The 12,205-nt window shown below is 64.6% G+C and carries 14 protein-coding genes; 1 reads left to right on the top strand and 13 read right to left on the bottom strand.

The features are described from left to right. Positions 1-138: 138 nt before the first annotated feature. The 10 genes from ACSQ23_RS13545 to ACSQ23_RS13590 form a co-directional block, all read right to left on the bottom strand. Entirely contained in the window at positions 139-1,110 is a 972-nt protein-coding gene (locus tag ACSQ23_RS13545) for an ABC transporter substrate-binding protein (RefSeq protein ID WP_436090938.1), read from the bottom strand. 3 nt (positions 1,111-1,113) lie between these two features. Continuing rightward, positions 1,114-2,082 carry an iron-siderophore ABC transporter substrate-binding protein gene (locus ACSQ23_RS13550; protein WP_436090939.1) on the bottom strand — a complete coding sequence of 323 codons (969 nt, stop codon included), beginning with the start codon at positions 2,080-2,082 and terminating at the stop codon, positions 1,114-1,116. Between the two features lie 8 nt (positions 2,083-2,090). Continuing rightward, positions 2,091-3,062: an iron-siderophore ABC transporter substrate-binding protein gene (locus tag ACSQ23_RS13555; protein ID WP_436090940.1), complete on the bottom strand. Its 972-nt coding sequence runs from the start codon at positions 3,060-3,062 to the stop codon at positions 2,091-2,093. A 176-nt stretch (positions 3,063-3,238) separates the two neighbouring features. Next, positions 3,239-4,456 carry an LL-diaminopimelate aminotransferase gene (locus ACSQ23_RS13560; RefSeq protein WP_055878839.1) on the bottom strand — a complete coding sequence of 406 codons (1,218 nt, stop codon included), beginning with the start codon at positions 4,454-4,456 and terminating at the stop codon, positions 3,239-3,241. Positions 4,457-4,814: 358 nt separating this feature from the next. Beyond that, positions 4,815-5,462, bottom strand: a complete 648-nt coding sequence (locus ACSQ23_RS13565; RefSeq protein ID WP_055997906.1) for an SdpI family protein — start codon at positions 5,460-5,462, stop codon at positions 4,815-4,817. Further along, positions 5,459-5,728, bottom strand: a complete 270-nt coding sequence (locus ACSQ23_RS13570) for an autorepressor SdpR family transcription factor (protein ID WP_244488447.1) — start codon at positions 5,726-5,728, stop codon at positions 5,459-5,461. The genes ACSQ23_RS13565 and ACSQ23_RS13570 overlap by 4 nt, the downstream gene beginning before the upstream one ends. Positions 5,729-5,780: 52 nt before the next feature. Continuing rightward, positions 5,781-6,806, bottom strand: coding sequence for a glycosyltransferase family 4 protein (locus ACSQ23_RS13575; RefSeq protein ID WP_055997903.1), 1,026 nt, complete (start codon positions 6,804-6,806; stop codon positions 5,781-5,783). Between the two features lie 100 nt (positions 6,807-6,906). Next, a complete protein-coding gene (gene rpsI, locus ACSQ23_RS13580; RefSeq protein WP_055997900.1) occupies positions 6,907-7,389 on the bottom strand; it encodes a 30S ribosomal protein S9 in 483 nt (160 codons plus the stop codon). Then, complete coding sequence (gene rplM, locus ACSQ23_RS13585; RefSeq protein ID WP_055878849.1) at positions 7,389-7,853, bottom strand: 50S ribosomal protein L13; 465 nt, start codon at positions 7,851-7,853, stop codon at positions 7,389-7,391. Before rplM ends, rpsI begins: the two co-directional genes overlap by 1 nt. 309 nt (positions 7,854-8,162) lie before the next feature. Then, positions 8,163-9,215, bottom strand: a complete 1,053-nt coding sequence (locus ACSQ23_RS13590) for a COX15/CtaA family protein (RefSeq protein WP_436090941.1) — start codon at positions 9,213-9,215, stop codon at positions 8,163-8,165. Positions 9,216-9,297: 82 nt separating this feature from the next. On the opposite strand from ACSQ23_RS13590, the gene ACSQ23_RS13595 reads away from it, so the two are divergent. After that, the gene (locus tag ACSQ23_RS13595) at positions 9,298-9,501 is read left to right on the top strand and encodes a DUF2842 domain-containing protein (protein WP_055878854.1); all 204 of its coding nucleotides are present in this window, start codon (positions 9,298-9,300) and stop codon (positions 9,499-9,501) included. Positions 9,502-9,554: 53 nt separating this feature from the next. On the opposite strand, the gene ACSQ23_RS13600 is transcribed toward ACSQ23_RS13595, so the two are convergent. From ACSQ23_RS13600 to ACSQ23_RS13610, 3 genes are read right to left on the bottom strand one after another with little or no spacing between them, the layout of a single operon-like run. After that, complete coding sequence (locus ACSQ23_RS13600) at positions 9,555-9,794, bottom strand: hypothetical protein (protein ID WP_436090942.1); 240 nt, start codon at positions 9,792-9,794, stop codon at positions 9,555-9,557. A 41-nt stretch (positions 9,795-9,835) separates the two neighbouring features. Then, on the bottom strand, positions 9,836-11,122 hold the full coding sequence (locus ACSQ23_RS13605; RefSeq protein ID WP_055878859.1) for a UDP-N-acetylglucosamine 1-carboxyvinyltransferase: 1,287 nt from the start codon (positions 11,120-11,122) through the stop codon (positions 9,836-9,838). A gap of 45 nt (positions 11,123-11,167) precedes the next feature. Next, positions 11,168-12,202, bottom strand: coding sequence for a polysaccharide deacetylase family protein (locus tag ACSQ23_RS13610; protein ID WP_436090943.1), 1,035 nt, complete (start codon positions 12,200-12,202; stop codon positions 11,168-11,170). Between the last annotated feature and the right edge of the window lie 3 nt (positions 12,203-12,205).

A 12,205-nucleotide genomic window follows, 5' to 3' on the forward strand; every position in this document is an offset into this window, starting at 1 on the left:
GTCCAACCGCGCGCCGCAATGAAGGCTTCGACGGATTGGCGGAACGACTGGATATCGGACATAGAACAGCTCTCGGAATTGGTGCGAGAGCTATGGATAGGAAAGACCCTATCCGTCAATAGGATTGATGGTCGATGCCTACTTCCCGACGTGCCTGGCCGCCTCGGCAATCTTGTCGAAGTAGCGCGGCACGCCCCAGCGCAGCGACAGGGCGCTCATCGAGATCATCGCCATGTTGAGGGCGCGGTCGTCCATTTTGACATAGGCGCCCCTCGCCACCTGGGGTGCCGCCCGAACGAAGGGACGCGAGAAGAACTCGTCGGCCAGCGCCGGCGTGTGGAAGTAGCCGATCAGGATGTCCGCCGGGATCGTGTCGAACAGCTCGTAGCTGAGGGGATACCAATAGAGCTCCCCCTCGCCGGCGCCATCGACCTTGTCGGCAATGACCATGCCGGCACTGGCAAGGAAGCTGGCCCGCGTGTCGGCCGCCGAATGAATGCCGATCTCATTGTTGTAGTCGATCAGGGTGACGAAGCTCTTGCCGGCCATTTCGGGGCGGGCGGCGGCCTGATCGAGAACGAACTGCTTCAGGTCGGCGACCAGCGCCTCGCCTTCGGCGGGCTTGCCGATCGCCCGGCCGGTAATGGTGATGACGTCTTGCCAGGTTGTCGTCCAGGCCTCGCCGGGATAGGCGACGACCGGGGCGATCTGGCTCAGGCGGCCATAGTCTTCAGCGCTGATCCCTGAGTGAACGGCAAGGATGAGGTCGGGCTTCAACGCCGCGATCTGCTCGATCGGCACGTCGGTTGCGTTGTCGAAGATGAACGGCTCGGCCCCACCCAGCGCCGCGATCCCCTCTGCCGTCCAGGGCAGGATGTCGTGGTCAAAGCCCTCCGAGCGGAAGGTCGGCATGCCGACCGGCACTTTGCCAAGCGCGATCAGCGCGTCCTGCGAGGAGAGGCCCCAGGTGACGATGCGCTCGGGCGACTTCGCGATCGTTGTCTCGCCGAACGCATGCTTGATGGTAACCGGGAACGCTTCCGCAGCCACGGTCGCGGAGGCAAGGACGACCAGCACCAGGCTGGCTGCGAGTTTGAGCAGCGTGCGCATCGCTTACTTCCCCACGTGCTCGGCCGCAGCGGCGACCTTTTCAAAATAGCGCGGCATGCCCCATTTGATCGACAGGGCGCTCGAGGAGATCACCGACATGTTGAGGACGCGGTCGTCCATCTTCACATAGGCGCCGCTCTTCACCTGCGGAGCGGCTGCGATATAGGGGCGGGCAAAGAACTCGTCAGCCAGCTCGGGTGAGTTGAAGAAGCCGATCAGGATGTCGGCCGGGATCTGGTCGAAATTCTCGTAGCTCAGCGGATACCAAAAGCCCTCGTTGGCACCGGCAGCCTGGGGCTTGGGCGGGATCACCAGCCCGGCCAGCGCCAGCAGCTTGGCGCGCGCGTCATCGGCCGAATGGATAGCAGCAGCGCTGTTGTAGTCGATCAGCGTCACGGCACTCTTGCCTGACAGCGCCGGGTACCTGGCCGCCTCGGCCCTGATGAAGATCTCGAGCTCGGCGACCAGCGCCGTCGCTTCGGCAGGCTTGCCCATCGCCTCGCCGGAGATGGTGATCACCTGCTGCCAGGTCGCCGTCCAGGGATGCTCGGGGTAAGCCACAACCGGAGCGATCTGGCTCAGGAGCTTGTACTCGTCCTCGCTGATGCCCGAGTAGACCGCAAGGATCAGGTCGGGTTTCAGCGCGGCGATCCTTTCGATCGGTGCACCGGCGCTATCGTCGAAGGTCACGGGCGTGGCGCCACCGGCCTTGGCGATGCCCTCCTCCACCCAGGGCACGATGTCCTTGTCGAAGCCGGCCGAGCGGAAGCTTGGAAAGCCGACCGGCACGGTGCCGAGCGCGATGGCGGCATCGGTCGAAGACCAGCCGAGCGTCACAATGCGTTGTGGCGCGGCCGGGATCACCGTCTCGCCCAGCGCGTGCTTGATGGTGACGGGAAAGCTCTGCGAGAGCGCGGGCGAAGCGAGCAGCGCGAGGAACAGCGCCGCGATGGCGTGGAGGACCAGCTTCATGTGAGATCTCACTTCCTGGCGTTGCGGGCGGCCGCAGCGATGATTTCGGCGTAGTGCGGAAAGCCCCAGCGCAGCGACAGCGCACTTGGCGGCGAAACAGCGGCCACATATTCGATGCCGACCAGCGAGGCGAAAGCGCCCTTCTGATACTGCGGCTGGCTCTGCGCGTAGGGCTTTGCGAAGAACTCGTCCGAAGCGGCCTGCGTCTCGTAATAGGTGATGAGGATGTCGCTCGTGAGCTGGTCGAACAGCTCGTAGCTCAGCGGGTAATAGAACGAGCCGTCCTTGGGTGAGAGCTCGGTGACGCTGGGCGCCAGCACCAGGCCGATATCGGTGAGGAACCTCATGCGCGCATCGAGCGCGTCATAGACGGCGATCGAACCGTCGAAGTCGTTGACCCCGGCAAAGCTGGTGCCGGCGATTTCGGGATACTTCGCTGCCTCGTCGGCGACGAATTTCAGCGTATCGGCGACCAACTGTTCGGCCTCCGCCGGCTTGCCGACGATCTGACCGACGATTCTGGTCACGTCCTGCCACGGCGTGCTCCACGGCTGATCCGGATAGGCGACGGTCGGCGCGATCTGGCTCAGACGGGCATACTGCTCGGCGCTGATGCCCGAGAACACCGCGATGATCACATCCGGCTTCTGGGCGGCGATCTGCTCGAACGGGATGTCCGAGCTGTCCGCGAGCTGGACCGGCGTCGCCGCGCCGAGCTGCGTCAGCTTCTCTTCCACCCAGGGATGGAGGCCATTATCGCCGCCGCCATAGGTGGAGAACGGCATGGCCACAGGGACCACCCCCAGTGCCAGCAACGCATCATGGTTACCCCAGCCCCAGGTAACGATCCGCTCGGGCGCCTTCTCGATCACCGTCTCTCCGAAGGCGTGCTTGACGGTGACCGGAAAGGACTGCGCCAGCGCCAGCGCCGGAGCGGCGGCGAACAGCAGGGCGAGCGCAACAAGAAGTCGACGGAACATGACATGGCCTCCAAGCTGAAAGCTGATAACCACAGTCATGTTATTGGAGCAAGGGGATTCGGGCGTTCGCCACACCCCGCGGGGATGACGCCGAGTGAGGGGAAGCTGTGGTGGCGCTCACAAAGGCAAACGGCCCGGTCATTGACCGGGCCGTTGCAAACTCTGATCTGACCGCCCTACTTCGCCACGGTGATGGGCACGACGTTGCCGTGGCTCGGCTGGCTCTGCAGGAACTTCTTGATGTTGCGCGCCGCCTGCCGGATGCGCTGCTCGTTCTCGACCAAGGCGAGCCGGATGTACTGGTCGCCATACTCGCCGAAGCCGACGCCCGGGGCGACGGCGACGCCGGTTTCCTGGATCAGCAGTTTGGCAAACTCGAGCGAACCGAGATGGGCGAACTGATCGGGGATCGGGGCCCAGGCAAACATCGTCGCCTTGGGCGACGGGATGTGCCAGCCGGCGCGGCCGAAGCTCTCGACCATCACATCGCGACGGTCGCGATAGACGGTGCGCACATCCTCGATGACGCTATCCGGGCCGTTGAGGGCCGACGCGGCGGCGACCTGGATCGGGGTGAAGGCGCCATAGTCGAGATACGACTTCACACGGGTCAGCGCCGCGATCAGCCGTTCGTTGCCGACGGCAAAGCCGACGCGCCAGCCGGGCATGGAGTAGGTCTTGGACATCGAGGTGAACTCCACCGTGATGTCCATCGCGCCTTCCACCTGCAGCACCGAGGGCGGCACTTCGTCATCGAAATAGATCTCGGAATAGGCGAGATCGGAGAGGATGAAGATCGAGTGCTCGCGGCAGTACTTGACCACTTCCTTGTAGAAATCCAGCGACGCCGTATAGGCGGTGGGATTGGCCGGGTAGTTGAGGATCAGCGCGATCGGCTTGGGGATCGAGTGCCGCACGGCGCGATCGAGGGCCCGCATGAAATTCTCGTCCGGCTCGGCCGGCATGGAGCGGACGACGCCGCCGCTCATGATGAAGCCGAAGGCATGGATCGGATAGGTCGGGTTGGGCACCAGCACCACGTCGCCCGGCGCGGTGATCGCCGCAGCCATGTTGGCGAAGCCTTCCTTGGAGCCGAGCGTCGCGACGACCTGGGTGTCGGGGTTCACCTTCACGCCGAAGCGGCGACCGTAGTAACTCGCCTGGGCCTTCCTGAGCCCGGGGATACCCTTGGACGAGGAATAGCGGTGGGTGCGCGGATCCTTCACCGTCTCCTTGAGCTTGTCGACGATGTGCTGCGGGGTCGGCATATCCGGGTTGCCCATGCCGAGGTCGATGATATCGACGCCGTTGGCGCGGAGCTTGGCCTTGATCGGATCGATATGGGCGAAGACGTAGGGCGGAAGGCGGCGGATGCGGTGGAAATCTTCGTTCATTGGAACCTCGGTGGACCCGCGATGCAGTAGAGGACTTGTCACGCTTCCGAACCGGAAAAGTCTGCAACTTTTCCTGGAAACGCTCCCCGTCGTGCCGCGACGCCTTCAGTGAGGCGCCGATTATCGCGGAATTATGGTTTTGACTCAGTTAAGCGGCGATCACGATCGCCAGGCTCGGTAGGTTCCGCTCTCCCCAGCCGCATGGCGGCGCTCGGGGAGAGCTAGCGAGCGGCGGCGCTAGCGCGCGCGACCGCTGCGGCTGCAAAACCGGCGGCTGCGATTGGCGCTGCTACTCCCTGAGTCATGTCCAAACCCTGAGCGAGGATTACGGAGCTTTAGTGGCGACAACGGCCGATGGTCAAGCCCGCTGTCGTCTGGCGTAGGCCAATGAGTACACGACCCCGATCAGGATCGGCGCGAAGACGCAGCCGAGCAGCCACCAGATCAGGGCTGGCGCAGGGAGCAGCGCCGCTGCAACGATCAGCACGAGTCCGGCGATGATGCAGAGCAGCCCGGTGAGACGGTGGGTGGCCTGCCAGTTGGCGGCGTCGCCCAATGTGGTCGGCAGGCGGATGCCCGCGAAGCTGTTGGATTGGGACTTCGGCATGGCGTTGCCGAGAACCACCAACAGCACGCCGAGTGCAAGCCCGAGCACCTGCACCATGCTGACCGCGACGCCGATGCCGATCAGCACCGTCGCGGCTTCGATCACCAGGGCGAGGCCAATCAGCGCGGTGATCACCACGCCGGCGGGGTGCCGTCCGGCGGCGGCATCGGATGGCTTGGCGACCCGGCCGACGACAAAGAAGATCGCCCAGACGAATAGCACCATCAGCAGCGGCATGAGCAGTGCCCACTCGCGCGGCAGGAAGCCATCCGCCTCGCCGCCGACGCCCCAATGGACCGGCAGCATCGTGCCGGCCGGGACCAACGCCAGGCCCGCGGCGAAGGCCGCGACGAGAGCGACGAGCAGCGCGATGCGGATCGGGGTGAACAGCGGGCTCATGACTTGGGCTCCTTAAAGCTCATTAGGCCCGAGAGAGCCTCTTCGAGAATGGACATGTTGAGGTGATAGATGAGGCTGGTGCCCTGTCGCTCGACGGCGACGAGCTCGGCCTCCTTCAGTTTGGCGAAGTGCACGGAGAGCGTGGGCTTACTCAGCGTGAAGTGCTCCGCCAGCGCGCCGGCAGACATCGGCCCGCCCCTGAGGAGCTGGAGGATTTCCCGGCGCACCGGGTGCGACAGCGCTTCGAAGACGGCGTTGATACCCATAAGACCCGCTCGCGTGGCGATGAGCCTTATTTAGAAAACACTCTAATTAGAGTCAAGACGAACGAACATCGCCCTTCACCGGCAGATACTCAAGGAACTGGTCGGTGCTGGCCGCCCAGGAGAACTGCTCGGCATAGTCGCGGCAGCCATCGCGGGACACGTCGAGCGCCTTGAGCGCCGCGGCCTTGAGGTCGTGGTCGAGCACGCCGACCGGGGCATCGCCGATTACGTCGATCGGCCCGGTCACCGGGAAGGCCGCCACCGGGGTGCCGCTGGCCAGGGCCTCGAGCAGCACCAGGCCAAAGGTGTCGGTCTTGGAAGGGAACACGAACACGTCCGCCGAGGCGAAGAGCCTCGCCAGCTCCTCGCCCTGTTTGGGGCCGACGAACACCACGTGGGGGTATTCGGCCTTCAGCTTCTCGAGGCTCGGCCCTCCCCCCACCACCAGCTTGGTGCCGGGCAGGTCGAGCGAGACGAACGCCTCGATGTTCTTTTCCACCGCGACGCGGCCGACATAGAGGAACACCGGGCCGTCATAGGCAAGCGGCTCGCGTCGGGCCGGGTTGAACAGCTCGGTATCGACGCCCTTCTGCCAGATCACCGCATTGGTGAAGCCGCGCTGCTCGAGCAGGGTCTTCAGGTGCGGTGTGCCGACGAGGCAGTATTTTGCCGCGCCGTGGAACCAGCGCAGGAACCGGTAGCTCCAGCGCAGCGGCACCGGCAACCGCGCCCGCAGGTATTCCGGGAACTGCGTGTGGTAGGCGGTCGAGAACGCGAACCGGTGCTTCCGGCACCAGCGGCGCGCCATGATGCCGAGCGGGCCCTCGGTGGCGATGTGGATGGCGTCGGGCGCCGCAGCCTCGATCCGTGCATAGACCGGCTTCATCAGCGTCCGGCTCAGGCGGATTTCGCCATAGCCGGGCATCGGGAAGGTCTTGAACTCGTTCGGGGTCAGGAGCTTTACCGCGATACCGCGCTTCTCCATCTCCTTGATCACCAGCTCGATCGAGCGCACCACCCCGTTGATCTGCGGGTGCCAGGCATCGGTGACGATGAGAACGGTCTTGGGCTGCGGCATTGGCTGCTCGTCTGAAGGCGGGCAATGGGTAACTTGGACAGACGCCAAAAGCAAAGGGGCCGGATCGCTCCGGCCCCTCGGCAAATCTGAAACTCGAAGCTTAACGCTTGGAGAACTGGAAGGAACGACGGGCCTTCGCCTTGCCGTACTTCTTACGCTCGACCACGCGGCTGTCGCGAGTGAGGAAGCCGCCGGCCTTCAGCACGCCGCGCAGCTCGGGCTCGAAATAGGTCAGAGCCTTGGAGATGCCGTGACGGACGGCACCGGCCTGGCCCGACAGACCGCCGCCCGAAACGGTGGCGATGACGTCGTACTGGTCGACGCGCGCAGCGGCGACGATCGGCTGCTGCAGCACCATCTGGAGCACCGGACGGGCGAAGAAGGCGTTGAACTCCTTGCCGTTGACGGTGATCTTGCCGGCACCCGGCTTGATCCAGACGCGGGCGATAGCGTTCTTGCGCTTGCCGGTGGCATAGGCACGGCCCTGCGCGTCGAGCTTCTGCACGTGCACGGGAGCATCGGCAGCAACAGCGACGACGTTGGCAGCGCCCAGGTCTTCGAGCGAATTGATGGTCTCGGCCATTACTTGGCCCTCACATTCTTGGAGTTGAACGAAGCGACGTCGAGCTTCACGGGCGCCTGGGCCTCATGCGGGTGGGTCTCACCGGCATAGACGCGCAGGTTGCCGTACTGCTTGCGGCCGAGCGGGCCTTCCGGGATCATCCGGCGGACGGCGTTCTCGAGCACGCGCTCGGGGAAACGGCCCTCGAGCAGCTGACGCTGGGTCCGGTCCTTGATGCCGCCCGGATGCCCGGTGTGCCAGAAGAACCGGCGCTGATCGAGCTTCTTGCCGGTCAGCTTCACCTTGTCGGCATTGATCACGACGACGTGGTCGCCGGTATCCATGTGCGGGGTGTAGGTCGGCAGGTGCTTGCCGCGCAGACGCATGGCGATGATGGAGGCGACACGGCCAACCACCAGATCCTTGGCGTCGATCAGGATCCACTTCTTCTGGATCTCGTCCGGCTTCGCCGTGTAGGTGCTCATCTCGTTTTCCTTGAAAGCAGGCAGAGTGACCCCTGCCCCGTATTCGTGGCGCGGATATACGGACGCGACCGGGAAGCGTCAAGCGGAAAGATTTTACCCTTCAATTTCAATTACTTGCGCAGTTGGTATTATGATACCACATACTAAGTCATTGAAATCAAACGACATCGCCACCTGCCAAAACGCCACCCGTCCCCACCGGATCATTCCCGCGAAAGCGGGAACCTCTGTTTTCTCGTGTGAGGCACGATCGCGAACGGAGTTCCCCGCTTTCGCGGGGATGACAGCGAGTATGGGGCAGCGCCGCTGCTAGGCCCTTCGCGCCGTCGTATCCGCCAGATAGGCCGTCACCAGCCCGGCCAACATGAAGGCCAGGGCCTGGTGGCCGAGCGCCAGCGAGATCGGCACCATGCTGAGGAGCGTGGCAATGCCGAGCCCGACCTGCAGCAGGATCAGCAGCGAGATGCGCGGCAGCCAGCCATGCACGCCGCCAAAACCGCCGCGCTTCGACTGGCGCCACAGCAGCCAGCCGACATAGAGCACCACAGCATAGGCGATCATCCGGTGGATGAACTGCACGGTGAGGGTGTTCTCAAACAAGTTCTTCCAGAACGGCTCGACGACATCGAGGCCGCGCGGGATCAGCGCCCCATCCATCAGCGGCCAGGTGTTATAGCCCATGCCGGCATCGAGCCCGGCAACGAAGGCGCCGGCGACGATTTGGATGAGGATCAGCGCCAGCAGCCCCCAGACCGGCCAGCCGGCGGGACTGGCGGGCTTGGCGGGTTCGAGCCGGCGCGCCACCCAGATCAGTGCGATGAACAGCAGCGAGGCGGCGCCCAGATGGGCGGCCAGCCGGTATTGCGACACCGAAGTCAGTTCCGACAGGCCGGACGAGACCATCCACCAGCCGAGAAAGCCCTGGAAGCCGCCGAGCACGAAGAGCCCGGCGAGCGGCGCCGCAAGGCTCCAGTTGAAACGGCGCTGGAACAGGAACACCACGAACGGGATGGCGAAGGCGAAGCCGATGACGCGGCCAAGGAAGCGGTGCGCCCACTCCCACCAGAAGATCGACTTGAAGTCCTCGATCCCCATCCAGGAGTTCTGCACCCCCTGCGGGATCTGCTTATAGGCCTCGAACTCGGCCTGCCAGTCGGCAGCGCTGAGCGGCGGGATGGTGCCCGAAATCGGCTTCCACGAGGTGATCGACAAGCCGGATTCGGTCAACCGCGTCGCGCCGCCGACCACCACCATGATCAAGACCAGCAGCGCCATGCCATAGAGCCAGAGGCGAACTGGCCGCAGCCGGTCGGTGGCCGGCGTTGATGGTGTGACGGATTGTTCGGTTGCGCTGAGAGCCAAGATGGGTTCCTTTCGGCCCCGAACTACTCCCGGCAGCGCCCCCTTACAATGGCCGCGATGCCGCATCGGAAGCTATGATGCCATGACCCAGTCCACCCGCAAACTCCTCGGCACTGTCCTGATCCTCGGCTCGCTGCTGGTCTGGTCGGTGCTCGGCATGTGGATCTACATGAGCTTCCTGGGCGCCGCGGTGTGGTGGCTGCTCATCGGCTTCTTCGCCGTGATGGGGATGAGCTGGTTCTACCCGGCGACCTGGATCATCCGCTGGATGGCGAAGCCGGACTGACCGGCGCGGGGTCCCCAAGCCACCTCCAAAGCGCTCCGGCCGCTCGAGGCGCTTCACTTTTGCCAGAAGAACGCCGCGTAGGTCAGAAAACCAGCAATCAGGATCCCAAGGGGATACGAGAAGAACAGCTGGTTCTTGATGCCAACCTCTTTGCCCCCGCCCTCCTCGCCGTAATACATCCTCGTCTTGATGATGTTTCGATACTCATCTCGATGAGTAAAATAGACGACCAGGCCACGCACCCACCTGAATACAAGCACCAGCGTAATCATCAGGCCGAGCAGAGATCCCACGTTCGGTCTCCAACAATGTCCTTTTGCGGGAGCGTGGCCCCCTACTCCCAGCGCACCTTGGCGCCGAGCTTGGTCAGCTTCTCGACGAAATGCGGATAGGCCCGGCGGATCGGGTCGGCATTCTTGATGCGCGACTCGCCGGGGATCTGGATCGCCGCCAGCAGCAGCGCCACGACGACGCGGATGATGTAGGGCGCCTCGACCGTTGCCGGGCGCAGCGGGTTGCCGCCGAATACCACGAGGCGATGCGGGTCGGAGAGGTGCACGCGGGCGCCGAACTTCAGGAGCTCAGCGCTCCAGCCGAGCGCCCCCTCATAGACCTTGTTCCAGAACAGGATGTCGCCGGTACAGCCCACCGAAATGCCGATGGCGTGCGGCAACAGGTCGGCCGGGAAATACGGCCAGGGCGCCGCCTCGATCTTGGGCAGCATCTCGGCGGTGTAGGGCTCGGTGACCTTGCGGGTCCAGCCGGTGGCCGTGACCTTGCCCTCCTCGACCTCGAACTCCAGTCCGAGCTTGCCGAACTGGCGGAGGATCAGGGTCAGCTGCGGGCCCATATCGGTCTCGACGGTCAGCCGGCCACCGGTGACCGCGCCGATGGCGAGGAAGGTTGCGACCTCGTGGTGATCGTCCGGGACGCGGGCGGTGGTGCCGGACAGCTTGCCCACGCCGCGCACCGTCAGCCGCGAGGTGCCGATGCCGTCGATATCGGCACCCATCGCCGCCAGCATGTCGCAAAGCGCCTGCACGTGTGGCTCGGAGGCGGCGTTGTTCATGGTCGAGGTGCCGTGCGCCAGCGCCGCGATCATCACAAAGGTCTCGGTGGCGGTGACCGAGGCGTAGTCGGGCCAGAGATCGACGCCCCTGATCTGGTTGCGGCGCTCGATGCGGTACGGGTGCGTGCCGGCGATGGTGCCGCCGAAGCGTTCGAGGATCTCGAGGTGCGGGTCGATCTCGCGCACGCCAAGCGCACAGCCCTTGGCCTCGGTATCGAAGATCAGGTGGTCGCTGCGCAGCAGCACCGGGGCCAGCAGCAGCACGGCGGCGCGAATGCCCACCGGCAGTTCGGCGTCGGTCGTGGCGAAGGCCTTGAAGTCATGCTGGATGGTCAGCGTCTGTGCCTCGAGGCTGCGTTGTACACGCGAGCCCTTGGAGCGGAAATACTCGACCAGTTTGTCGATATCGCTGATTTCCGGGACGTTGGTCAGCGTCACCGCTTCGTCGGTCAGCAAGGTAGCGCAGAGCATGGGCAGCACCGCGTTCTTGTTGCCGGACGGCCGGATGGTGCCGGACACCGGTTGTGCGCCATCGACGATGAGGTCAGCCATGAAAGCTCCGGGGAATCAGTAAGAGAAGGGACATGAGAAACGCGATCAACCGGGCAGCATTGCGAACACGGCCGGGGTCGCGAAGACATCGACATAGCGTTTGGACTGGAACAGGCCGTTGAGGGACACCCGCGGCAGCGAATGGAGGCTGTGCCGGTGCCCAGCATATAGCCCGCCGGGACGCGTCGTCACGGCCGTTCTGAGCCCCAAGTCGCGGGCCAGCGAAAACTCGCGCGGGCCGGCCGAGGCAGTGCCGCCGATCGGGTAGCTCAGGTGCAGCGGCGTCTTCCCGAACTGCGCCTTGAGGATACGGACCGATTGCTCGATCTCGTTGCGGGCATCGAGCGGGCCCAGCTTGGCCAGCTCATAGTGATGCACGGTATGGGCGCCGATGGTGCAGAGCGGATCGGCTGCGAAGTGCCGGAGCTCGGTCCAATCCATGATCAGCTCGCGGCAGTGCTGCTTGAGATCGAACCCGTACTGGCCGGCGATGTCGCGGATCAGCTTGACGCGGTCGGCCTCGGGCATGGTGCGCATCCGGCGGTAGAGCGCGTCATAGGCCCGCTGCTTTTCCTCGAGGTTGGCGGTGGCATAGTACTCGGTCTCGCCGGCATAGGTGACGGCCAGCGCATTCTGGCCGGCGATGATGTCCTCGAGCGCCTGCCACCACACCTCCCCTACCCCGTCGACCAGCGCCGTCGGCACGTAGAGCGTGAACGGGCATTGCTGCCGGCGCAGCACCGGCAGCGCGAACCTGAGGTTGTCGCGGTAGGCGTCGTCGAAGGTGAAGACGACAAAGGGCCTGCCCGGCGTCTCCGCCTCGATGCGCCGCGCCGCCTCGTCCATGTCGACGATGTCGAAGCCCAGCTCGCGGACGCGGGTGATGACGAAGGCCAGGAAGTCGGGCTTGACCTGGAGAATGGCGTTGGGGGCGAAGTCGGCCGGATCGTCCGGCAACACCCGATGCAGCGTGAAGATCACGCCGCGGGCCTTGGAGCGCTTGCGAACCAGGTGCGTCACGCCGCTTGCCCATAACAGCTCGAAGGCGGCGCCGATCAGCCTGTACTTGAGCGTTGTCACGGA

It is taken from the genome of Devosia sp. LjRoot16 (assembly GCF_964252795.1).
Classification (GTDB): domain Bacteria; phylum Pseudomonadota; class Alphaproteobacteria; order Rhizobiales; family Devosiaceae; genus Devosia_A.